Origin of the sequence: Deinococcus multiflagellatus (genome assembly GCF_020166415.1) — a bacterium.
In the GTDB taxonomy this organism is placed as follows: domain Bacteria; phylum Deinococcota; class Deinococci; order Deinococcales; family Deinococcaceae; genus Deinococcus; species Deinococcus multiflagellatus.
Map to the genome: position 1 here is coordinate 271297 of NZ_JAIQXV010000001.1, position 21116 is coordinate 292412.

The window sequence follows — 21116 nt, forward strand, 5'->3', positions numbered from 1 at the left end:
GCGCTCCTTCTGACCCGGCCACCTTTCTCACCCCGCGCATGTGTTTTTCGCCCGCAGGTGTATACAATCGCTTTCAGGGAGAACGGTTTATGGAATTCTTTATCGATACGGCCATCACGGACGAGATCCGCGAAATCAATGAATGGGGCGTCCTGGCGGGCGTCACCACCAACCCCAGCCTGATCGTGGCCTCCGGGCGCGACTTCCGCGAAGTGGTGCAGGAAATCGCGGCCCTGGTGGGCGGCGCCATCAGCGCCGAAGTCACCGCCCTGGACGCCGAGGGCATGGTCAAGGAAGGCCGCGAGGTCGCCCAGTGGAGCGAGCACGTCGTGGTGAAGCTGCCCCTCACGCCCGCTGGCCTGAAAGCCTGCAAGGTGCTGACGGGCGAGGGCATCCGCACCAACGTCACCCTGTGCTTCAGCGTGCCGCAGGCCCTGCTGGCCGCCCGCGCGGGCGCCACCTACATCAGCCCCTTCGCCGGGCGCGTGGACGACATCGGCTGGGACGGCACCGAACTGATCCGCCAGATCAAGGAAGCCTACGTCCTGGGCGGCATTGACACCAAGGTGCTGGCCGCCAGCATCCGCCACCCCATGCACGTGGTGCAGGCCGCCCTGGCCGGCGCCGACGTGGCGACCATTCCGTACAAAGTCTTTACCCAGATGATCAAGCACCCCCTGACCCAGGCGGGCCTGGACGGCTTCATGAAGGACTGGGCCAAGCGCGCCGGTGCCAGCCCGGAAACCCCGGCCAGCGAAGCCGGCACGAACCCCACGGGTGGGGGCGTGACCGAGCAGGGAGGCAGCAAGCAGTGACGGAGCCGAGCGGCGCCCTGCCCTTTCACGAACTGCAGCAGAAAATTCTGCCCGAGCTGCACCTTCTGGCGGCCGGGTACGGCATTGAAAACTACCGCAAGCTGAAAAAAGACGCCCTGGCCTTCGCCATCATGGAGCGCCAGGCCGACGCCGAGGGCCAGCTGCTGGCGCGCGGCTATCTCGACATCAGCGCCGACGGCTACGGCTTTCTGCAGGCCGACCTGCTGGACCCGCAGAGCCGCACGGTGCTGGTCACGGCCGGCATCATCAAGCAGTTTCACCTGCGCACCGGCGACGAGATCATTGGCCGGGCCCGCAAGCCGCGCGAGAACGAACGCTACGGCTCGCTGGTGCAGGTTGAAGCCGTCAACGGCCTGGACCCCGACACTGCCCGGCGCCGCCCCCGCTTCGACGACCTGACCCCCACCTTCCCCGAAGCCCAGCTGGTGCTGGAAGACCCGGGGATGGAAGGCGGGCTCTCGCTGCGTGTGGTGGACCTGCTGGTGCCTATCGGACGCGGGCAGCGCGCGCTGATCGTGGCGCCGCCCAAGGCCGGGAAAACCACCCTGCTCAAGAAGATCGCCAACTCCATCGTCAAGAACTACCCCGACGTGACGGTGATGGTGCTGCTGGTGGACGAGCGCCCCGAGGAAGTCACGGACTTTCGCGAAAGCGTGCAGGGCGCGCAGGTGATTGCCAGCACCTTCGACGAGCCCCCGCAGCACCACGTCCGCGTGGCCGAATTTGTGCACGAGCGCGCCCGCCGCATCGTGGAAGAGGGCGGCCATGTGGTGATTCTGCTCGACTCGATCACCCGTCTGGCCCGCGCGAACAACCTCGTGACCCCCCCGACCGGGCGCACCCTGTCCGGCGGTCTGGATTCCAACGCGCTGCACTGGCCCAAGCGCTTTCTGGGCGCGGCGCGCAACATCCGCGAGGGCGGCAGCCTCACCATCCTGGCCACGGCGCTGGTGGAAACCGGCAGCCGCATGGACGACGTGATCTTCGAGGAGTTCAAGGGCACCGGCAACGCCGAACTGGTGCTGTCGCGCCGCCTGGAAGAGCGCCGCATCTTCCCGGCACTGGACATCCTGAAATCCGGCACCCGCCGCGAGGAACTGCTGCTGCAGCCCGAAGTCCTGAAGAAAATGTGGCTGCTGCGCAAGGTGATCAGCGACATGGACCCGGCCGACGCCATGGAAATGTTGCTCTCGCGCATGGGCAAAACCCGCAACAACGTCGAATTCCTGCAGGGCCTCGCCGGCGGGTAAGCCGGCGCGCCCTCTTTTTTTCCGGAGCCTGCTCTTGTCTCGATCCCGCATTCGCGGCCTGTCCCGTCTGGCCGCCCTCTGCGCCCTGCTGGGCGCCGCGTTCGCACAGACCACGCCTGTGCTGTCCTGGCTTACCGAGCCCTCGCCCCAGGCGCTGGCCCCCGGCCCCGACGTCGTGCTGACCCGCGACACGGGCGGGCGCGCCCTGCAGCTGGTCACCGACGGCCGCACGCCGCCGGCCGAGCTGGCACGCCGCTACGGCGTGCCCCCGGCCCACCTGACCCTGCTGGAGCGCCGCCCCGGCGCCCGCACGTGGCAGCTGGCCCTGCCCGCCGCCGTCACCGAGCGGGCCCCGGCCCGGCCCCGGTCAGTGCTGTCCTACCGCGTGCGGCCCGGCGACACCATGGCGGGCGTGGCCGCCCGCTTTGGCCTGCCGCTGGTGGACCTGCTGGGCATGAACCTGGACCGCACCAGCCTGGACCGCCTCCAGCCGGGCAGCCGTTTGAACATTCCCACCGGCCCCCGGGGCCTGCTGGTGCGTATCAAGCCCGGCCAGAGTGCCCTGTCCCTGATCGCGGGCTACGGCGCCGACCTCGTGCAGACCGCCCGCGCCAACGACGTGCTGCCCACCGAGCTGCAAGTGGGCGACGACCTGCTGCTGCCGGGCATCCGCGCCACTGGCTTCGCCCAGCAACTCGCCGACCGCCGGGAGGCCGAGCGCCGCGCCGCCCTGGTCGCGCAGCGTCAGGCCCAGTACGAGCGCTTCCTGGCCTGGAAAAAAGGCCGTGAGCGCGCCCGCCTGGAATCCAAGTACGCCGCCCAGGCCAAATATGAAGAGTACCTCGCCTGGAAAAACAGCCCCGAGCGGCAGGCCCGCATCCAGGCCTACGAGCGCCAGGCCCAGTACGAGGCGGCGCAGGCCGCGGCCCAGGCCCGCGCCCGCGCCGCTGCGGCCCAGCGCGCGGTGGCGGCCGCGCCCACCGCGCGCGCCGCGGCGACCGGCAGCCGCTCCCTGGTGTGGCCCATGCGCAACTACCGCCTGACCAGCCGTTACGGCGAGCGCGACATCGATTTTCACCGCGAAGTGTTCCACGGCGGCATTGACCTTGCCGCCCCCTACGGCACGCCCATCTACGCGGCGGCCGACGGCACCGTCTCCGAAAGCGGCTACGGTGACTACGGCCTGAATGTGTACACCCGCAGCGGCAACAGCCTGCTGATTTACGGCCATATGAGCCGCACGGCGGTGGTGGCCGGGCAGCAGGTGCGCCAGGGCGACCTCCTGGGGTATATCGGCTGCACCGGCATCTGCACGGGGCCCCACCTGCACTTTGAGGTGCGGTTGTCCGGGCAGACCGTGGACCCCCTGGCCCTGCTGCCATGACGGCTCCCGGAGCAACTCCCCTGCGCCTGCTGGTCGTGGACGACGAGGCGCAGATTCTGGAGTTGCTGGAGTTGACCCTGAGCCTGCAGGGCTTTGAGGTCACCACCGCCCCCAACGGCCCGGCGGCCCTGGACGCCCTGCCCGGTTGCGCCCCCGACGTGATCGTGATGGACGTGCTGATGACCCCCTGGGACGGCTTTGAAACGGTGCGCCGCATGCTGGCCCAGGTGGGCGCGGGCCTGCCGCCGGTGGTGTTTCTCTCCGGGCTGGCCCGCCCCACCCCGCCGGAGCTGGGCCCACGCATTCAGGAGCATTACCTCCTCAAGCCCTTCCGGCCCTCGCAACTGGTCGAGGCCATCCGCCGCGCACACGCCGACGGCGCCGACTGGCGCCCACCTTGACCTCCAGACAATCGGTCCAACTGACCCCATCACCCAGAGCCTCTTGACCCTGGTGGTGGGGTCAGTTGTTCGCCATACTGACCCCATGAGCGACGTGCAGACTGGAACCCCCGCCCTGAAGCAGGGCTTTGCCGAGATGTTCAAGGGCGGCGTGATTATGGACGTGGTCACCGCCGATCAGGCCCGCATTGCCGAGGCCGCTGGCGCCACCGCCGTGATGGCCCTGGAGCGCGTGCCTGCCGACATCCGCAAAGACGGCGGCGTGGCCCGCATGAGCGACCCCAAGATGATCAAGGAGATCATCGCCGCCGTGTCCATCCCCGTGATGGCCAAGGTGCGCATCGGGCACATCGTGGAAGCCCAGATTCTGCAGGCCATCGGCGTGGACTTCATTGACGAGTCCGAGGTGCTGACCCCCGCCGACGACCAGTACCACATCCTGAAAAGCGACTTCAAGGTGCCCTTCGTGTGCGGCGCCAAGAACCTGGGCGAAGCCCTGCGCCGGGTGGGTGAGGGCGCCAGCATGATCCGCACCAAGGGCGAGGCCGGCACCGGCAACGTCATTGAGGCCGTGCGCCACGCCCGCACCGTGCTGGGCGAGATCCGCGCCATTCAGGCCCGCCCCGCCGAGGAACTGATGACCGTGGCCCGCGACCTGCAGGCCCCCTACGAACTGGTGAAGTACGTGCACGCCAACGGCAAGCTGCCGGTCGTGAACTTCGCCGCCGGCGGCGTGGCCACCCCCGCCGACGCCGCGCTGATGATGGCGCTGGGCCTGGACGGCGTGTTCGTGGGCAGCGGCATCTTCAAGAGCGACAACCCCGAGCGCCGCGCGCAGGCCATCGTGAAGGCCGTGACCCACTTCCAGAACCCCGAGGTGCTGGCCGAGATCAGCGAGGACCTGGGCGCCCCCATGACCGGCATCAACATCGACGACCTGATTCCCGCCGAGCGGCTGGCCACCCGGGGCTGGTAAGCATGGGTGCCGCTGGTCCCCGCGTGGGCGTCCTGGCCCTGCAGGGTGCGTTCCGCGAACACCGCGCGCGCCTGGAAGCCCTGGGCGCCGCCGTGACCGAGGTGCGCCTGCCGGCCGACCTCGCCGGGCTCTCCGGCCTGATCCTGCCCGGCGGCGAGAGCACCACCATGGCCCGCCTGATGGGGGAGTTCGGCCTTTGGGCCCCCGTGCGTGACTTCCACGCGGCCGGCGGCCACCTCTGGGGCACCTGTGCCGGCGCCATCCTGCTGGCCCGCGAGGTGCAGGGCGCACCCCCCCAGTTCGGCCACCAGGACAGCCTCGCCCTGCTGGACGTCACCGTGCAGCGCAACGCCTTTGGCCGCCAGATTGATTCCTTCACCACCGACCTGTTGCTTGAGGGCCTAAGCGCCCCGCTGCCGGCGGTGTTCATCCGCGCGCCCGCCTTTGCCCGGGTGGGGGAGGGTGTCGAGGTGCTCGCTACCCACGAGGGCCAGACCGTGGCCGTGCGGCAGGGTCGCGTGCTGGCCACCGCCTTCCACCCCGAGCTGACCGGCGACCTGCGCCTGCACGAGCTGTTCCTTGGTGGCATGCGGGCACCGGTCCCAGCCTGAACAGCAAGGCCGAAGGGCAAGAGTCGCGGAAAACCGCACCTGCTCTTGCCCTTCGGCCTTGCGGGAAAGCAGAGGCAGGTGCGCCCTCCAGACCTCTTGTGCCTGGCCGCCGCCTGTGCCTCTCTGAGCGCCAGCCTCTCTCCCAATGGTCAATGAAATAATCAATTCACGATCTAGTACAATCGTGAATTGAATCACTTGCTGATCCTTCCTTCAACCCCTCCCTCAACCTTCGCTCAGGGCGAAGCCACCCGGCCTGCCCTATGCTGCAGCGATGGCGCAGAGCGTTTTCGAGCATCAGGGCGCGCGACTCCATGTGGAGCACAGCGGCGCAGGGGAGAGGCCCGTGGTCCTGATTCACGGCCTCAGCGGCTCGGGGCGCTGGTGGCGCTTCAATGTGAATGCCCTCAAAGCGCACCACCACGTCTATACCCTGGAACTCAGCGGTTACGGCCGCGCCCGGCGCCAGCGGGCCCTGGGGGTGCGCGAGGCCGCCGCCCTCGTCGCCGCGTGGCTGGAGCACGAGAACCTGCAGGACGTCGCCCTGGTGGGCCATTCCATGGGCGGCCACGTGAGCATGCATGTGGCGGCGCGCTGCCCGGATCGCGTGACCCGGCTGGTCCTCGTGTGCGCCAGCGGCCTGCTGCGGGCCAATGCCGCCCGCACCGCCCTGCACCTGCCGCGCGCCGCGCTGCTGGGCAACCGGCGGTTCCTGTCCACCATCCTGCTGGACGCCGCGCTGGCCGGGCCCGTGAACCTCTGGCGCAACGCGGTGAACCTGCTGAACGACTCGGTGCAGGACGCCCTGCCCGGCATTCGCGCCCGCACGCTGATCATCTGGGGCGAGCGCGACGTGCTGGTGCCGCTGCCCCTGGGCCAGTTGCTGCACGAGGCCCTGCCCGGCTCGCGCCTGGAAGTCATTCCCCGCGCGGGGCATATTGTGATGGTGGACGCCCCCCGCGCCTTTAACCGCCTGCTGCGCGCTTTTCTCGACGAGCCGCTGAACCCGCAACCCGCCGCCCCTGGACCTGCGTGAGGGGAACCCCCGTCTTCTGTACCGTCAATGGCCTGCGCACCCACGCGCGCCGCCTCGGCCAGGGCGCGCCGCTGGTCCTGGTCCCCGGCCTGGGCTGTGCCGCCTGGATGTACCACCGGGTCGCCCACGAACTGGCCCGCGAGCGCACGGTGTACCTGTACGACCCCCCTGGGCACGGCCTCAGCGAGGGCCGCCCGGACTTTCCCGTGTGCATTGAGCACCTCACCGACCACCTCGCTGCGTGGCTGGCGGCCATGAATCTGCGCGGCATGCCCGTGTTTGGCCACTCGCTGGGGGGAGAGGTGATGTTTGACCTCGCCGCGCGTTACCCGACTTTCCCCAGCGCCCTGATCGCCTGCGCCCCCACGGGGATTCCAGAAAACCCCAGCGTGCGCGTGCAGTTCCTGCGCCTGCTGCTGGACCTGCCCCGCGAGCGCCTGGGGCTGCTGCTGCCCGGCCTGCGTGCCTACACCCGCTGCGGCCCCCGGCGCATGTACCGGCTGGCCCGTGACCAGGAAGCCCACATGACGGGCCCCCTTCTGGGCCGCGTGGAGGTCCCCACCTTGCTGCTGGACGGCCTGGCCGACCCGGTGGTGCAGTCGTGGACCCTGTGGGAGATTCACGAGGCCATTCCCCACACGGTCATCCGCCAGATTCCCGGCGCCACCCACGCGATGGCCGATAGTTTTCCCTGTACGGTCGCCCAGTACACGCTGGACTTCCTGAACCTCATGGAGCGATGAAACGAAACTTTCACGATCTGATATAATCGTGAATACTTTCACTTACATCTCCATAAGAAAGAGGGCCTCTCCGCCCCCTTCCTTTACTCTTCTTTCGCCACCTGCAGTCCTACCTCCGCCAACTGCGCGGCCTCAACAGGGGAGGGCGCCAGGGCCAGCAGGTCCACGCCCCGGTTGTTCTTCGGAAACGCGATCACCTCGCGGATGCTCGCCGCGCCGCTGAGCACCATCACCAGGCGGTCAAAGCCCCAGGCGATGCCGCCGTGGGGGGGCGTGCCGTACTCCAGGGCGTCCAGGAAGAAGCCAAACTTCTCGCGCGCCTGCTCGGCGCTCAGGCCGATGGCGGCGAACATCTGCGCCTGCACCGCCGGGTCGTGAATACGGATGCTGCCGCCGCCGATCTCGAAGCCGTTGAGCACGAGGTCATACGCCTGGGCGCGGATCTCGCCCTGTCGCTCGGTGCCGAACAGGGGCAGGTCGTCCGGGTGCGGCGCGGTGAAGGGGTGGTGCATGTAGGTCCAGGTGCCGGCCTCCTCGTCGAATTCCAGCTGCGGGAAGTCGGTCACCCAGCTCACATGGAACTGGGGCCCCGTCGCCGCAAGGTCAAACAGGTCACGCAGCGCCAGCCGCACCGCCCCCAGCGCCGAGACGGCCTTCTTCCACTCGCCCGCCGCGAACAGCAGCGTGCCGCCCTGCTCGACCCCCGTGCGCTCGACTAGCGCCGCCGCCTGCGCGCCCACGAACTTGCTGATGCCGCCCGTAAAGCCCTCGCCGTCGCGCTTGAGCCACGCCAGCCCCCGGGCACCGTTCTGCTTGGCCACGCGCTCCAGTTCGTCAATCTGCTTGCGGGTGAGTTCCGGGGCCGAGAGCACCTTCACGGTCTGCGCCTCGGCAAAGGCCTTGAATTCACCGCCCTGAAACAGATCGGTGACGTCCACGAATTCCAGGCCAAAGCGCTGGTCCGGCTTGTCGGAGCCGAAGCGGTTCATAGCGTCCATGTACGGCAGGCGGGGGAAGGGGAGAGGCAACTGCACGCCCACCGTCTCGCGCACCACATGGGCCAGCAGCTCCTCTTGCGTGGAGAGCACGTCGTCCTGGTCCACAAAGGACATTTCCATGTCCAGCTGCGTGAAGTCCGGCTGGCGGTCGGCGCGCAGGTCCTCGTCGCGGAAGCAGCGCGCCAGCTGGTAGTAGCGGTCAAAGCCCGCGATCATCAGCATCTGCTTGAACAGCTGCGGGCTCTGCGGCAGCGCGTAGAACTCGCCGGGGTTCTGGCGGCTGGGCACCAGAAAGTCGCGCGCGCCCTCCGGCGTGGACTTGGTGAGCATGGGCGTTTCCACCTGCACGAAGCCGGCCGCGTCCAGAAAGGCCGTCACGGCGGCCACCGCCTTGGAGCGCAGCAGCAGGCCGCGCTGCATCTCCGGGCGCCGCAGGTCCAGGTAGCGGTACTTGAGGCGGATGTCCTCTGACACCTGATCGCCCTTGTCCAGCTCGAACGGCGGGGTTTTGGCCGCGTTCAGCACCTTCACCCGCGTGGCGAGCACCTCGTAGTCGCCCAGGCCGCCCTTGCGCTGGCTTTCGGGGCGCAGTTGAAAGCGGCCCTCCACCTCGGCCACATACTCGGCGCGCAGGCGGTCGGCGTCGGCAAACGCGGGGGAATCCGGCTCCACTTGCACCTGCACGGTGCCGCTGCGGTCGCGCAGCTCGGCGAAAATCAGCCCGCCCAGGTCGCGGCGGCGGCTGACCCAGCCCTGCAGGACGACGGTCTGCCCGGCGTGCGTGTCGTTGAGGTGGCCCATCATGGCGGTGCGTTTCATGCGTGCTCCTGCGGGTGCTGGGCAATTTGCCCCTGTAAGAAGGTGTGCAGGTCGCGGGTGTGCACGCTCGTCTGCGTGCCCGTGACCAGATTTTTGATACTGAGAGTGTCCCCCTCGACTTCCTGCGAGCCGATGAGGGCCACGAGGCGCGCGCCCCGGCGTTCGGCGTCCCGGAAGGCCGTGCCCGGCTTCAGCGCCCGGTAGGCAAATTCCGCCCGGCCCACCCGGCGGGCGCCTAACGCCACCGTGGCGGCGTAGCCCACGTTCTGTTCGTCCAGCGCGGCCACGTACAGCAGCGGGCCTTCGGGGGCCGGCAGCGCGCGGCCTTCGGCCTCCAGCGCCAGCAGCAGCCGCTCCACGCCAAACGCCCAGCCGATGCCCGGAACCGCCTCCTTGCTGCCCAGTTCCTGCGCCAGGCCGTCATAGCGGCCCCCGCCGCCCAGCGCGGACTTGGCCCCCACGCCTTCGTGGTGCAGTTCCCAGGCCGTGCGCCGGTAGTAGTCCAGCCCCCGCACGATGCTGGGGTCGAGGTCATACGCCACGTCCCAGGTGTCCAGGTACCGCTGCACCGCCTCAAAGTGGGTTTTTGCCTCGGGCCCTAGGAAATCCAGCATGGGCCGCACACCAAGCCGGGCGATCAGGGCCTGATCGTCCTCGCTCTTGGAATCCAGAATGCGCATGGGATTGCGGCCCAGGCGGTCTCTGGAATCGTCTGAGAGGGCCTCCAGGTGCGGCGTGAACACCCCGCGCAGATACGCGTTGTAGGCCTCGCGGTCTTCCGGGTCGCCAATGCTGCCCAGCTTGACCCGCACGCCCTTCAAGCCCAGGGCCTGCACCACCTGCACCATCAGGGCAATCGCCTCGGCGTCCACCAGGGCGTCCGCGCTGCCCAGCACCTCGTAATCCACCTGATGAAACTGGCGCAGGCGCCCGCGCTGCTGGCGCTCGGCGCGGAACATGGGGCCGTGGGTCCAGAGTTTCAGCGGACTGGGCAGCTGCTTGAGCCCCCCCTGCAGATACGCCCGGACAATCCCCGCCGTGCCTTCCGGGCGCAGGATGTACCCGCCGTGGTCCCCGAAGTAATAGACGGTGAACATCTCCTTGCGCACGATGTCGGTGGAGCCGCCCACGCCGCGCTTGACCAGTTCGGCTTCTTCAAACAGCGGCGTGTCGATGCGCTGCGCGCCGGCGCGCTCCAGCACGCCGCGCGCGGTCTGCACCAGCCAGGCATGGTCACGGGCCGAAACATCAAGCGTGAGTTTCGGGCTGCCGGCTGGCAGGTGGTCTTCGGTGCCCTTGGGGCGTTTGATCGCCATAACAGAGCGGAGCATAGCGCGGGGCGCCGGGGCAGATGGGGGCCAGGGGAGAGGTGGGGGCCCCTTTCCACTCAGGCCGGCGCCGGCTCCAGCTCGAACACCACCACCTCGGCCGGGCAGGCCCAGCGCAGCGGCACGCCGGTCACCCCCAGCCCCTGCGACACAAAGCCCAGCGCCTCACCCGCCGGGGCCTGGGTGGGCTGGCCCTCGGCGGGCGACTGCACAATGCGGGTGCCCCGCACCCAGCCGCGCAGCACGTTCAGCAGTGTGGAGCGCTTCTTCAGCGCCCCGAACAGCGGCAGCCGCACCTGCCCGCCGTGGGTGTGGCCACTGAGGGTCAGGCCCACCCAGGCCGGCACCTGGGTGAGGTAATCGGGGTTGTGTGCCAGCAGCACCACCGCGCCGCCCGCCCTGCCCCGCAGCGCCGCGTCCAGGTCCTGGGTGCCAAACCACCAGTCGTCCACGCCCGCCACATACAGGTCGTCGCGCAGCTGCACGCCCGCATTGTTGATCAGGCGCACGCCTGCCAGCCGCAGCCGCTCAGCAAAGGTGGTGCGCGCGGCGTTGGTGTTCAGGCTGGTCCAGTCGTGGTTGCCCCACACCCCGTAGACACCCAGCGGCGCCTGCAGGCGCGAGAGTTCATCCAGCAACTTGCGGTGGCGCCGGGTGCCCACCCCGCTGTCCAGAAAATCGCCGGTAATGACAATCACGTCTGGCTGCGTCTCCAGAACGGCCGAGACCCAGCGCCGCACCGAGCGGTGCCCCACGAACAGGCCGTAATGCAGGTCGCTGAGCTGCGCCACGCGCACCGGGCGCGTTAGGCCGGGCAACGCCACCTGTTGCCGGTTGATCACGAAGCGGTAGGTATTGGACACGGACGCGGCGCCCAGGGCCAGGGACCCCAGGCCAGCGGCGCGCAGCACACGGAAGACAGCCATGCCCCAGAGCTTATGCCCAAAGCGCCAGGGACCGCCGGCGCGTACACCAGCGGTCCCCGCGAATGGTCCTTACTGCCGAACGCTGAAGGGCAGCCCTGTGGACTGCCGGCCGGCCACTTCCACGAACAGCCAGCTGCCGCCCACCGGGGCGTCGGCGGGAATGGTCAGCACGATCTCGCTGTCGGTCCACGAGCGCACCGCGCTGGCGGGGAAGAGGTAGCCGCCCTGGCCGCGCTCGTCGGCGCCCAGGCGCACCCGGCCGGTGCTGGGCCCGCCCAGGTAGCGGCCCTGAATGGTCACGGTCCCGCCGCGCGTGGCCGCCTCGGACACCTTGATGAGCATGGGGGTTACCGTCACCATGGCGGTCTGCTGCGCGGGCGCGCAGGCCACCAGGGGCGCGGTCAACACTAAAGAAGCAACCAAGAAACGCAGCATGCTTAAGCCTCCGTGCCCGCAGTGTAATACATGCGATGACCGCCCCTGTGCCCCCCCTTGCCCCCCAGGGCCCCCTGCGCGGCCAGCGCGTGCTTGTGGTGTTCAATCCCAGAAGCGGCAGCGGCGACAGCCAGTTGCCCCTGTTTCTGTCCCTGCTGCGCGCCGAGGGCGCCGAGGTGACCGAGCGCGAGCTGAAGCCAGACACCCCCATGCATGAGTACGTGGGCGACCTGAAAGACTTTGACGTGGTCGTGGCCGCCGGCGGCGACGGCACCGTGAGCAGCCTCGCCTACGCCGCCCGGCACACCGATATTCCGCTGCTGGCCTTTCCCGCCGGCACCGCCAACCTGATCGCCCTGAACCTGGAGCTGCCCCACGACGCCGCCGCCCTGGTGGAGATCATGGCCCAGGGCCACACCCTGCGCCTGGACATGGGCGAGGTGGACGTCAAGGGCGAGACCAGCGGCTTTTGCATGCTGGCCGGGGCCGGCGCCGACGCCAGCATGATCCGTGACAGCGAGGACCTGAAAGGCCGCTACGGCGAACTGGCCTACGTGATCAGCGCCATGAAGCAGCTGAACCCCAAAAAGACCACCTTTCACCTGGAGATTGACGGCGAGAAACGCGACTTTGAAGGCATCGGCGTGATGGTGGCGAACTTCGGCATGGCGAACTACCGCCTGCCCATCACCAGCGCCATCAGCCCCGCCGACGGCCGCTTTACCGTGATCCTGATGAAGGCCGGGAATATCCTGCGCCTGCTGCCCAACATCATCGATTCGGTGCGGGTGAAGCTGAACCTGGGCGACCCCATCTTCAGCGGCAACCTCGAAACCCTGGAAGCCCGCACGGTCAAGGTGGACGCCGACGATCCTTTCCCGCTGCAGTACGACGGCGAACTGCACGTGGAAACCACCCCCTTTGAGGCCCGTATCCTCCCCGGCGCCGTGCGTTTTCTGACCCCCGCCCAGCGCACTGACCTGGAGACCTAAGCCAAGCCCGTCTGGGACAGCAAAAAATGGGCAGCCTCACAGGAAGGCCAGGAAGGGGCCTCGGCGCGCGGCTGAGGGGTAAAGTACTGGGCATGGGCGCCGAGTTTCGCACCTGCCGTGTTTGTCAGCAGCCCCTTTCGATAGCGGCATTTCCCAAAAACCGCCCCGATGGCAGTCGGCACTATCGTTGCCTCAATTGTCAGGCAGCGGCCTACCGTCAGCGCTATGCCCAAGATGATCGGCGTCGCGTTTTTCAGATGGCCTACAGTATGAATGGCAGTGTGCTCAAACGTTTTCCCAGTTCAGTCCTCTTGCGCCGGAGATGTTGGTGACATTGCTCTGCGAAACGCCAGCTTGTACCTATTGCGGCCTGCGGAATGATCGATGTGGTCTGGGTTTCCAGATTGATCACACTCATCCTCTAAGTCGGGGTGGGCGCCACGAGATGGACAATCTCGCGCTCGCCTGCGCGCAATGCAACCGGGCCAAATGGAACCTCACCCGAGACGAGTTTGAGCGCTGGCTGGCGCGAGCTGCCCAGCATCTGGCTGCCCCCAATCCAATGTTCTATAATTCCACTTATGAAACATAAGGAATGGCGATGACGGGCGCTGCCCTGGTCCTGGCCTCCCGCTGGGCCAGTGCCGCCAATCGCCGCCGCGAGGGCCTCCGGGCGGCCCATAGCCAGGACGCCGCCGCCCTGAGTGAGCTGCTGCACACCTACATGCGCCTGAAATCCAGTCGGGGTGGGCGGATCAGCGAACTCACGCTGTCGCACTACGCCGAGAGCGTGCGGCGCTTCCTGACCTTCACAGGGCCCCCAGAAGCCCCCTCACACGCGCTGAACCAGTTGTCCAGCGAGGTGTTCGACCTATGGCTGCTGCACCTGCAAGCCGAAGGGCTCGCGGCGGCCAGTGTGAAACGTCACCTCTACGGCGTCCGCAATCTCATGAAGGCCCTGGTGTGGGCGAACGTGCTGGACCACGACCCCAGCGCTGGGGTTCGCCCGCCTGCCGACGCCACGCCCGCCCACGCCCGCAAACGCGCCATTGAAGGAGCGCAATACCGCCAGTTGCTGGAGCTGCCAGAAGCGTTGCATCCCGCTCACCCCACACGGGCCACCCGCGACCGCATGCTGCTGCTGCTGGGCGGCAATCTGGGCCTGCGGGCCGCTGAAATCGTGGGGCTCAATCTCGGGGACGCTGATCTGACGACCAGTGCCCTCCAGGTGCGGGGCAAGGGCAGCAAGTTGCGCCGGGTGCCCCTCACGGCGGGCATGAAAGCGGCCCTGCAGGCGTGGCTGACCTACCGGGTCGCCGTGGCAGCCCCCAGCGGGCCCGACGCGCCGCTGCTGGTCTCCCTGACACCCAGGAATCTGGGCGGACGCCTGACCACCAAAGGCGGGCGGGATATCGCGGCCCAGTACTATCAGGCGCTGGGCCTCCCGGCGGAGATGTGGGGCCTGCACACCCTGCGCCGGACGGCCGGCACCCAGCTCTACCGCGCCACCCGTGACCTGCATGTGGTCGCCGATGTGCTGGGTCACGCCTCAGTCAATACCTCGGCGATTTACGCCAAGATGGACACAGAGCTGCGGCGCGAAGCGCTGGAGGCCATGGAAGCACTGCGGGAGAAGCCAAAACCCTAAAGCCACGCCACCCGCCGCCGCCAGCCATACAGCACCATCAGCAGCGCCAGCCCCAGCGCCGGCAGGTCACCCACCTGCATGAACACGGTGGTGCCGCTCAGCAGCCGGGGGCGCACGTCCAGCACCTGCACCTCTTGGCCCGTGCTCACGGTCTGCACCGGCTGGCCCAGGTCGTTCACCGCACCCGCCACGCCCAGGTTCACGCTGCGCACCAGCCAGCGCCGGGTTTCGATGGCGCGCACCCGGCCCATCTGGAAATGCTGCTGCACGCCCCAGCCCTTGTACCAGCCGTCGTTGCTGGGGTTGACCAGCACCTGCGCGCCCCGGTTGGCCAGCGTGCGCGCCACCCACGGAAACACGCTGTCGTAGCAGACATAAGTGCCGTAAGCCACACCGCCAAGACTTAAGGGACCGAGATCGCGGTTGGGCACCGTATCGGGAATCGCAAAGCCAAGCGGCGTGAGAATCAGGCGGTAAATCGGGCCCAGAACAGTCTGGAAAGGAAATTCCTCGCCAAACGGCACCAGCTTGGCCTTGTCGTTGCGGGACATCACCCGGCCACTGGCATCAAGACTGATGACGGCGTTGTAGGCCGGGCTGACATTCGCATATACCCCTGCGCCACTGATCCCCGGCCCCGGAAAAGCGGTGACTGGGGCCGGTGGACCGGCGAATGTCAAGGCGGTTTCGCTCCAGACCACCACACTGCCGGGCGGGCGGTTCAGACTGGCCTGCCGCTGCACCCGGAACTGCTCGTCTGCCGTGAGGGTGCCGGACGCCCGATCAAACGCCGCAAACGCCATCCGCAGCACCCGCATGGGCTGTTCAGGCCCTTCGCCGGGAAGGCGGGTCAGGCCGTAGCCCAGGGCCCCGCCCCAGGCCAGCGCCGCCAGCACCACGGGACGCCAGGACGCTCTCCCCTGCTGCCGTTCCAACCACGCCTGGCCCAGTGCCGCCGCAGTGAAGGCCACCAGCACGCTGCCCAGCAGCACACCGCCCAGGTCCGCAATCTGGATAGCGGGCGTGGGCAGCAGGGTGTACCCCAGGGTGGGCCAGGGAAAGGCCAGCGGGCCCAGAAAGCGCAGCCATTCCAGCAGCACCCAGCCGCCCGCCAGGGTCCAGACCCGTCCGGTGGGCGAAGGAGTCAGGCGGGTGGCAATCAGGGCCATGCCCGCCAGAAAGGCCCCCTCCAAGGCGAACAGCAGCCCGGCCAGGGCGCCGAACGGCACCATGCCAAACAGCAGGTCCACCAGAAAGGCGCCCAGCCACCACAGGTGCAGCCCCATGTAGCCAAAGCCCGCCCAGAACAGCCGCCCGGCGGCCTGCCGGGGGGTATCGGCGCGGGCGGTGAACGCCAGAATGGCCGCCAGCGGCAGGGCGCTCAGCGCACTCCAGGGCAGTGGCAGACCGCAGGCGGCCAGGGCCAGGCCCAGCAGCAGGGCGGTGACGGGAACAGGCATGGGGGCCATGATAGGGCCGGATGGTTGGGCGCCGTGCGGGCCGCGCCCCTGGGCGGAGGCTAAAGAGTGTCACAGGGCCCCCCCGTGGGTGGACCGGCGGCCACGCACCACAGATCGGGGCAGAATGTTCTACGATACGTGCACCTTGCGAGTGGCCTTTATCAGTGACATACACGGCAACATTCACGCCCTGACGGCGGTGAAGCGCTTCCTGAGCGAGAACATCGTCAATCAGGTGATCGTGGTGGGCGACCTCGTGGGCTACGGCGCCAGCCCCGGGCCGGTCATTGACTTCGTGCGGCGCGAGGGCTGGGTGGCCGGCCTGGGGTCCAGCGACATGCGCGTGGCCATTGACCTGGGCGAGCGCGCCGACCGCAAGGGCGTGGCCGATCAGGTGCTGACCTGGACGAAGAAGATCCTGACCCCCGAGCAGCTGGACTTCCTGCGCCGGCTGCCGCCGGGCGGGCGCATCACCACGCCGATTGGCCGCGTGCGCTTCTTTCACGGCAGCCCCCACGCCCCGGACCAGCGCCTGGACCTGATGGCCCCCAAGCGTGAACTCGAAGAACTGGCCGATTCGCTGGGCGCCCGCGTGATCGTGGTGGGCGGCTCACACGTCCCCTTCGTGCGCGTGCTGGGCGACACCACCTTCGTGGACCCCGGCAGCGTGGGCCTGACCCTGAACCATGAACCCGGCGCCGACGTGGCAATTGTGGACTGCGTGGGCCGCAAGCCCAAGGTGTCCCTGCACAAGGTGACCTACGACTTTGCCTCCAGCGCCTTTGACATCATGGCCTGGAACCTGCCCCCGGTGATTGCGGATGTGATTCGCACCGGGCGAATGGGGTAAAGGACAAAAGCAGAGGCGCGGCGGACCCACTCAAAGGTCCGCCGCGCTGTTCTGGGCTTTCTGGTCTTCAGGCCGGCACCGGGGCCAGCGCATCCAGAAAGCGCCCAGCCAGGCCGCGTTCGCCCAGCAGGTCTTCCAGCGCGCGCATCAGGGTCAGGTACGGCGCGGGGCGGGCGGTTTCGCCCATCAGGCCCAGGCGCCAGATCTGGCCGGCGGTGGGGCCCAGGCCGCCCGTCACGCTGATGCCGCGCTCGCGCAGGCGGCGGCGCACGTCAGCGTCATCAAAGCCCGTGGGGAGGCGCAGGGCCAGCACGGTGGGCAGCCGGGCTTCGGGGCGGGCCACGTACGGCGTGAAGCCCAGGGGCGCCAGGGCCTGCTGCACCGCCTGCCCAATCTGCGCCGCGCGCGCCTGGCGCACGGTCAGGCCTTCGTCCAGGGCGGCCCGCAGCGCCGCGTGCAGGGCGTAGTGGAGGTTCACCGGCACGGTGTGGTGGTAGCTCTGGCGGTCCCAGTAGTCGCGCAGGCCTTCAAAGTCGCAGTACCACAGCGGGGTGAGGGTCCGGCGGGCGGCAAAGCGTTCAAAGGCCCGGGTGCTGATCGCCACCGGGGCCAGCCCGGGGGGGGCCGAGAGGCACTTCTGCGCCCCGGTGTAGGCGTAATCCACGCCCCACTCGTTCATGAAGAAGGGTTCCATGCCCGCCGTGGTCACCGCGTCCACCGTCAGCAGGGCGCCGCTGTCGCGCACCAGGGCGGCCAGGGCGGGCACCGGGTTCAGCACGCCGGTGCTGGTTTCGCCGTGCACCACCGCCACCAGCCGCGCGCCGTCCAGCTGCGCGGCCACCGCTGCCGGGTCAATGGGCTCGCCGTGCAGGGCCTGCACCACGCGCACGCGGGCGCCGTACCGGGTCGCCATCTCGGCCATGCGCGCGCCAAACGAACCGTTCACACACACCAGCACGTCGTCGCCCGCCTCCACCAGATTGGCGAAGCCGGCCTCCATGCCCAGGCTGCCGGTGCCGGCCAGCAGGGCGGTAAAGGTGTCCGGCGCCGCGCCGTACATGGCGCGCAGGTCGGCCTGAATCTCGCGGTTCAGGGCGAAGACCTCGGGGTCCATGTGGCCCAGCATGGGGCGGGTCAGCGCGGCCAGGGCGTCGGGGTGGATCGGGGTGGGGCCGGGCGTGAGGAGGGTGTGCTCGGGCGCTGGGGCGGGCATGGCCTACAAGGTAGTGGAACAGGCAGGTTTTGGCAATGATATTGCGGAAGGTTGAAGATGCGGTGGCTTTGGGAGAGAAATATTGCCACGAAGATCGATCTGTATCCGGTAAATTGCCCAAAACGGACAGGGCCATGATCCTGCAGTGCGCGGTGCCCTGTGGGGCTGTCCAGACACCTTCGGGGCTGAGCCACTAGCATGGGGGGCATGAGTGACCCCAGCCTGCGCGCGGTGCTGTTTGACCGGGACGACACGATTGCCTACACCGACCCGGGCGTGTACCGCGAAGCCGCCGTCTGGATGGCCCGCACCTACGGCGTGACCCCGGACGCCGCGCTGCAGGCCCTGCGCGAGCAGTGGGCGGCGCGGGCGCTGACGTGGTGGGACCTGCGCTCCCAGGCCCAGGAGGACGCCTTCTGGGCCGACTACGGCACCGAGCTGACCGGCCGCCTGGGCCTGCCCCCCGAAGCCGCGCCGCAGCTGATGGCCGCCTATCCGTACGAGGTCTACATGAAGCCGGTGCCGCATGCCCGCGAGGTGCTGCTGGAACTGCGCGCCCGGGGCTTGAAGGTGGGGGTGCTGAGCAACACCCTGCCCAGCATTGACCGCACCCTGAAGGCGGTGGGCCTGGACGATCTGGTGGACGTGGCGGTGGCCACCTGCGTGGTGGGCGTGCACAAGCCGGACGCCGGGGCCTATCTGCACGCGGCTGAGGCCCTGGGGGTGGAACCTGCCGAGGTGCTGTTCGTGGACGACAAGGCTGAGAACGTCGAGGCGGCCCGCGCGCTGGGCATGCAGGCGGTGCAGATTGACCTGCGCGGCGAGGTGGCGGGCGCCCTGCACGATCTGCGCGCCGTGCTGGACCGGGTGCCGGGGCCCGCCCACGCGCCGTGAGGCCCGTGCGGATTGACGCCCACCTCGATCTCGCCATGAATGCCCTGGATGGGCGCGACCTCACCCTGAGCCTGGAGGCGCTGCGGGCCCGCGACCCGGTGAACGGCCAGACGGCCGCCGTCACGCTGCCGGAACTGCGGGCCTCGGGGGTGCAGGTGTGTCTGGGGACGCTGTTCGCCCTGCCGCGCACCCCGGGCAGTCCGCACGGATACGTGGACCACGCGGGCGCCCGCGCGCAGGCCCTGGCCCAGCTGGCCGTGTATCGCCGCTGGGAAGACGCCGGACTGGTGCGGGTGCTGACCAGCCGCGCCGGGGTGGCCGCCCACCTGCAGGATGACCACGCGCCGCTGGGGGTGGTGCTGCTGATGGAAGGGGCCGACCCGGTGCGCGGTGCCGATGATCTTCCCTTCTGGGCCGAAAGGGGTGTGCGCCTCATTGGGCCGGCCTGGGGGCGCACGCGCTATGCCGGCGGCACCGACGCGCCGGGGCCCCTGACGGAGGCGGGGCGCGAGTTGGTCACCGCCATGCGTGAGCTGGGCCTGACCCTGGACGCCTCGCACCTGGACGACGCGGCCTTCTGGGACGCGGCGGAGCTGGGGGTGGGCATGATCGCCTCGCACGCCAATGCCCGCGCGCTGGTGCCGGGCAACCGCCACCTGAGTGACGAGATGGCGCGCGCTGTGGCGCAGGCGGGGGGGGTGATTGGGCTGGTCTACCTGAACCGCTTTCTTCGCCCGCTGCCCGAAGGCAGCCTGGAGCGGGTGCCGCTGGCCGAGCTGGCGGCGCACGCGCGGCATTACGCCGACCTGGTCGGCTGGGAGCATGTGGGTCTGGGCAGCGATCTGGACGGGGGCTTTGGGGCCGAGAAGGCGCCGGGCGGCGTCACGCGCCACCGTGAGATCTGGCGGCTGCTGGACGAACTGCCCGAAGCCGCGCGGGCCGGGGTGGCGGGCGGCAATTGGGCGCGCTGGCTGAGCACCCGGTTGTGAGGCCCGGCTAGCGGGTGTTCAGGGCAGTCCCAAACTGCTCGTTCAGGAAGACAGCCAGCGCCTGCGCGAAGCGCTGGTGGGCAAAGCTGCTGGGGTGAATGCCGTCCAGGCTGAAGCTGCGCCCAAAGGGGGCCGCCGCTGTGGGCAGCAGGGGCCGGCCCGGAAGACGGTCCAGCACCGCATTCACGTCGAACACCGGCACCGAATTGGCGGCGGCCAGTTCGCGGATCGCGTCGTTATAGCCGCGCACGATCTGCTGGGCCTGGGTGTACTCGGCGGCGGTTAGGGCGGCCGGGCTGGTGCAGGACAGCGGCTGCTCCCGGCTGGCCCTGGCCACCGTCAGCGTGCCGAAATAGGCTTCCTGGCCCTGGCAACTGGCGTCCACCAGTCCGCCCAGGCGCAGCACCCGCACCGGGATCAGGGCGGGGACCCGGGTCATGTCGGGCAGCGTCATCACGACCAGATGCGGCACGCCGCCGTCCAGCAGGCGGGCCAGCAGCGCGGCGTAGTCGGCCCGGAACTGGGCCAGTGGGGTGGCCTGGTCCGGCTGCCCGCGCAGGGTGGGCAGCAGCGCGTCGTTGTTGCCAATCCACAGGGTCACAAACTGGGGCCGCCGCTGCAGCGCCGCCTGCAGCTGGGTGGTGCCGGGGCCCAGAATCGCGCGGTACAGGTCCGGGTCGTACAGCAGCGGGTCGGGGTCTTGCACCTGGGTGTCGGTGCTGCGCAGCACGTCGCCCACCTTGGCGCCGGGCACCGCCACCACCATGGCCTGCACGTCTGGACGGGCCCGCTGGCAGGTCTTGGCGCCGCTCACGCCGATGGGTGGGGGGCAGCCAGGGGCCAGGACGTCAGGCATAGGCGTGTCCAGGCCGCCCCGTTGGCCCAGCAGGTGGGCGTAGGAGGCGTTCTGGGACTCGGCGGTGAGGCCGCCAGACTGAAAGCCGGCCGTGATGCTGTCGCCCATCGCCACATAGCGGGCAAAGGGCACAGCGGCGGCGCGTGGGGTGGGCGACAGGGCGGGCGTGCAGGCGGTGAGGAGCGCGAGGCAGACGAGGGCGGCTTTCATGGCACCACCTCCACAGACGCAGCGGCGGCGCGGGGCGGCCACCAGCGAATGTGGGTATACCACAGCCTTCCTGCGTGTCTGGGTGCGTTTGGCTACGACTTCCGAACCCATGCCGCTTTTCCCGTGACGGCCCGTCTACGACCGAAAGGGCGCGCCGAGCAGCGCCGCAGCGAAGGAAAAGAGACGGATGCCGTTCATGTTCAGCCTGTCCTGCTGCCCCAGCTGTGGCCGTGCGCCCGCCCGTTTCGGCGTAGGCTGGGG

The 21116-nt window shown here is 69.1% G+C and carries 21 protein-coding genes; 14 read left to right on the forward strand and 7 right to left on the reverse strand.

Annotated elements, in window-relative coordinates:
• The first annotated feature begins 89 nt into the window (after window positions 1–89).
• From fsa to K7W41_RS01330, 8 genes are all read left to right on the forward strand, one after another.
• The gene (gene fsa, locus K7W41_RS01295; RefSeq protein WP_224603936.1) at window positions 90–815 is read left to right on the forward strand and encodes a fructose-6-phosphate aldolase; all 726 of its coding nucleotides are present in this window, start codon (window positions 90–92) and stop codon (window positions 813–815) included.
• Entirely contained in the window at window positions 812–2086 is a 1275-nt protein-coding gene (rho, locus tag K7W41_RS01300) for a transcription termination factor Rho (RefSeq protein WP_449508524.1), read from the forward strand. Before fsa ends, rho begins: the two co-directional genes overlap by 4 nt.
• 34 nt (window positions 2087–2120) lie before the next feature.
• Window positions 2121–3470, forward strand: a complete 1350-nt coding sequence (locus K7W41_RS01305) for a peptidoglycan DD-metalloendopeptidase family protein (RefSeq protein WP_224603937.1) — start codon at window positions 2121–2123, stop codon at window positions 3468–3470.
• Window positions 3467–3871 (forward strand): response regulator, encoded by a 405-nt coding sequence (locus K7W41_RS01310; RefSeq protein WP_224603938.1) that lies wholly within the window; start codon window positions 3467–3469, stop codon window positions 3869–3871. Before K7W41_RS01305 ends, K7W41_RS01310 begins: the two co-directional genes overlap by 4 nt.
• A gap of 85 nt (window positions 3872–3956) precedes the next feature.
• Window positions 3957–4847, forward strand: a complete 891-nt coding sequence (pdxS, locus tag K7W41_RS01315) for a pyridoxal 5'-phosphate synthase lyase subunit PdxS (RefSeq protein ID WP_224603939.1) — start codon at window positions 3957–3959, stop codon at window positions 4845–4847.
• Window positions 4848–4849: 2 nt separating this feature from the next.
• The gene (pdxT, locus tag K7W41_RS01320; RefSeq protein ID WP_224603941.1) at window positions 4850–5458 is read left to right on the forward strand and encodes a pyridoxal 5'-phosphate synthase glutaminase subunit PdxT; all 609 of its coding nucleotides are present in this window, start codon (window positions 4850–4852) and stop codon (window positions 5456–5458) included.
• 274 nt (window positions 5459–5732) lie between these two features.
• Entirely contained in the window at window positions 5733–6494 is a 762-nt protein-coding gene (locus K7W41_RS01325; protein ID WP_224603943.1) for an alpha/beta fold hydrolase, read from the forward strand.
• Window positions 6491–7237, forward strand: a complete 747-nt coding sequence (locus K7W41_RS01330; protein ID WP_224603944.1) for an alpha/beta fold hydrolase — start codon at window positions 6491–6493, stop codon at window positions 7235–7237. The genes K7W41_RS01325 and K7W41_RS01330 overlap by 4 nt, the downstream gene beginning before the upstream one ends.
• 83 nt (window positions 7238–7320) lie before the next feature.
• Here the strand turns inward: K7W41_RS01330 and aspS are convergent, their stop codons facing one another.
• The 4 genes from aspS to K7W41_RS01350 form a co-directional block, all read right to left on the reverse strand.
• Window positions 7321–9054, reverse strand: a complete 1734-nt coding sequence (gene aspS, locus K7W41_RS01335; RefSeq protein ID WP_224603945.1) for an aspartate--tRNA ligase — start codon at window positions 9052–9054, stop codon at window positions 7321–7323.
• Window positions 9051–10370 (reverse strand): histidine--tRNA ligase, encoded by a 1320-nt coding sequence (gene hisS / locus K7W41_RS01340; RefSeq protein ID WP_224603946.1) that lies wholly within the window; start codon window positions 10368–10370, stop codon window positions 9051–9053. The genes aspS and hisS overlap by 4 nt, the downstream gene beginning before the upstream one ends.
• Before the next feature lie 71 nt (window positions 10371–10441).
• A complete protein-coding gene (locus tag K7W41_RS01345) occupies window positions 10442–11308 on the reverse strand; it encodes a metallophosphoesterase (RefSeq protein ID WP_224603947.1) in 867 nt (288 codons plus the stop codon).
• Between the two features lie 69 nt (window positions 11309–11377).
• Window positions 11378–11743: an IPT/TIG domain-containing protein gene (locus K7W41_RS01350; RefSeq protein WP_224603948.1), complete on the reverse strand. Its 366-nt coding sequence runs from the start codon at window positions 11741–11743 to the stop codon at window positions 11378–11380.
• Between the two features lie 35 nt (window positions 11744–11778).
• On the opposite strand from K7W41_RS01350, the gene K7W41_RS01355 reads away from it, so the two are divergent.
• From K7W41_RS01355 to K7W41_RS01365, 3 genes are all read left to right on the forward strand, one after another.
• Window positions 11779–12735, forward strand: coding sequence for a diacylglycerol/lipid kinase family protein (locus K7W41_RS01355; protein ID WP_224603949.1), 957 nt, complete (start codon window positions 11779–11781; stop codon window positions 12733–12735).
• 322 nt (window positions 12736–13057) lie between these two features.
• Complete coding sequence (locus K7W41_RS23770) at window positions 13058–13327, forward strand: HNH endonuclease (RefSeq protein WP_224603950.1); 270 nt, start codon at window positions 13058–13060, stop codon at window positions 13325–13327.
• A 9-nt stretch (window positions 13328–13336) separates the two neighbouring features.
• The gene (locus tag K7W41_RS01365) at window positions 13337–14383 is read left to right on the forward strand and encodes a tyrosine-type recombinase/integrase (RefSeq protein ID WP_224603951.1); all 1047 of its coding nucleotides are present in this window, start codon (window positions 13337–13339) and stop codon (window positions 14381–14383) included.
• Here K7W41_RS01365 and lnt read toward each other — a convergent pair.
• Complete coding sequence (gene lnt / locus K7W41_RS01370) at window positions 14380–15843, reverse strand: apolipoprotein N-acyltransferase (RefSeq protein WP_224603952.1); 1464 nt, start codon at window positions 15841–15843, stop codon at window positions 14380–14382. The genes K7W41_RS01365 and lnt overlap by 4 nt on opposite strands.
• A 145-nt stretch (window positions 15844–15988) precedes the next feature.
• Here lnt and K7W41_RS01375 point away from each other — a divergent pair, with 145 nt between their 5' ends.
• A complete protein-coding gene (locus K7W41_RS01375) occupies window positions 15989–16693 on the forward strand; it encodes a metallophosphoesterase family protein (RefSeq protein ID WP_224604552.1) in 705 nt (234 codons plus the stop codon).
• 67 nt (window positions 16694–16760) lie between these two features.
• On the opposite strand, the gene K7W41_RS01380 is transcribed toward K7W41_RS01375, so the two are convergent.
• Window positions 16761–17906 (reverse strand): aminotransferase class V-fold PLP-dependent enzyme, encoded by a 1146-nt coding sequence (locus tag K7W41_RS01380; RefSeq protein WP_224603953.1) that lies wholly within the window; start codon window positions 17904–17906, stop codon window positions 16761–16763.
• Window positions 17907–18113: 207 nt separating this feature from the next.
• Between K7W41_RS01380 and K7W41_RS01385 the strand changes: the two genes are divergently transcribed.
• Together K7W41_RS01385 and K7W41_RS01390 are read left to right on the forward strand one after the other, a co-directional pair.
• Entirely contained in the window at window positions 18114–18800 is a 687-nt protein-coding gene (locus K7W41_RS01385) for an HAD family hydrolase (RefSeq protein ID WP_224603955.1), read from the forward strand.
• A gap of 5 nt (window positions 18801–18805) precedes the next feature.
• Window positions 18806–19789: a dipeptidase gene (locus tag K7W41_RS01390; RefSeq protein WP_224604553.1), complete on the forward strand. Its 984-nt coding sequence runs from the start codon at window positions 18806–18808 to the stop codon at window positions 19787–19789.
• A gap of 7 nt (window positions 19790–19796) precedes the next feature.
• On the opposite strand, the gene K7W41_RS01395 is transcribed toward K7W41_RS01390, so the two are convergent.
• Window positions 19797–20855 carry an SGNH/GDSL hydrolase family protein gene (locus K7W41_RS01395; protein ID WP_224603957.1) on the reverse strand — a complete coding sequence of 353 codons (1059 nt, stop codon included), beginning with the start codon at window positions 20853–20855 and terminating at the stop codon, window positions 19797–19799.
• Between the last annotated feature and the right edge of the window lie 261 nt (window positions 20856–21116).

Bases quoted from the DNA above. Each gene is read 5' to 3' on its own strand.
- K7W41_RS01355 (WP_224603949.1), top strand. From the start codon at position 11,779: ATGACCGCCCCTGTGCCCCCCCTTGCCCCCCAGGGCCCCCTGCGCGGC.
- lnt (WP_224603952.1), bottom strand. From the start codon at position 15,843: ATGCCTGTTCCCGTCACCGCCCTGCTGCTGGGCCTGGCCCTGGCCGCC.
- K7W41_RS23770 (WP_224603950.1), top strand. From the start codon at position 13,058: ATGTTGGTGACATTGCTCTGCGAAACGCCAGCTTGTACCTATTGCGGC.
- K7W41_RS01365 (WP_224603951.1), top strand. From the start codon at position 13,337: ATGACGGGCGCTGCCCTGGTCCTGGCCTCCCGCTGGGCCAGTGCCGCC.
- aspS (WP_224603945.1), bottom strand. From the start codon at position 9,054: ATGAAACGCACCGCCATGATGGGCCACCTCAACGACACGCACGCCGGG.
- K7W41_RS01380 (WP_224603953.1), bottom strand. From the start codon at position 17,906: ATGCCCGCCCCAGCGCCCGAGCACACCCTCCTCACGCCCGGCCCCACC.
- K7W41_RS01385 (WP_224603955.1), top strand. From the start codon at position 18,114: ATGAGTGACCCCAGCCTGCGCGCGGTGCTGTTTGACCGGGACGACACG.
- K7W41_RS01310 (WP_224603938.1), top strand. From the start codon at position 3,467: ATGACGGCTCCCGGAGCAACTCCCCTGCGCCTGCTGGTCGTGGACGAC.
- K7W41_RS01395 (WP_224603957.1), bottom strand. From the start codon at position 20,855: ATGAAAGCCGCCCTCGTCTGCCTCGCGCTCCTCACCGCCTGCACGCCC.
- K7W41_RS01350 (WP_224603948.1), bottom strand. From the start codon at position 11,743: ATGCTGCGTTTCTTGGTTGCTTCTTTAGTGTTGACCGCGCCCCTGGTG.
- fsa (WP_224603936.1), top strand. From the start codon at position 90: ATGGAATTCTTTATCGATACGGCCATCACGGACGAGATCCGCGAAATC.
- pdxT (WP_224603941.1), top strand. From the start codon at position 4,850: ATGGGTGCCGCTGGTCCCCGCGTGGGCGTCCTGGCCCTGCAGGGTGCG.
- hisS (WP_224603946.1), bottom strand. From the start codon at position 10,370: ATGGCGATCAAACGCCCCAAGGGCACCGAAGACCACCTGCCAGCCGGC.
- K7W41_RS01345 (WP_224603947.1), bottom strand. From the start codon at position 11,308: ATGGCTGTCTTCCGTGTGCTGCGCGCCGCTGGCCTGGGGTCCCTGGCC.
- pdxS (WP_224603939.1), top strand. From the start codon at position 3,957: ATGAGCGACGTGCAGACTGGAACCCCCGCCCTGAAGCAGGGCTTTGCC.
- K7W41_RS01325 (WP_224603943.1), top strand. From the start codon at position 5,733: ATGGCGCAGAGCGTTTTCGAGCATCAGGGCGCGCGACTCCATGTGGAG.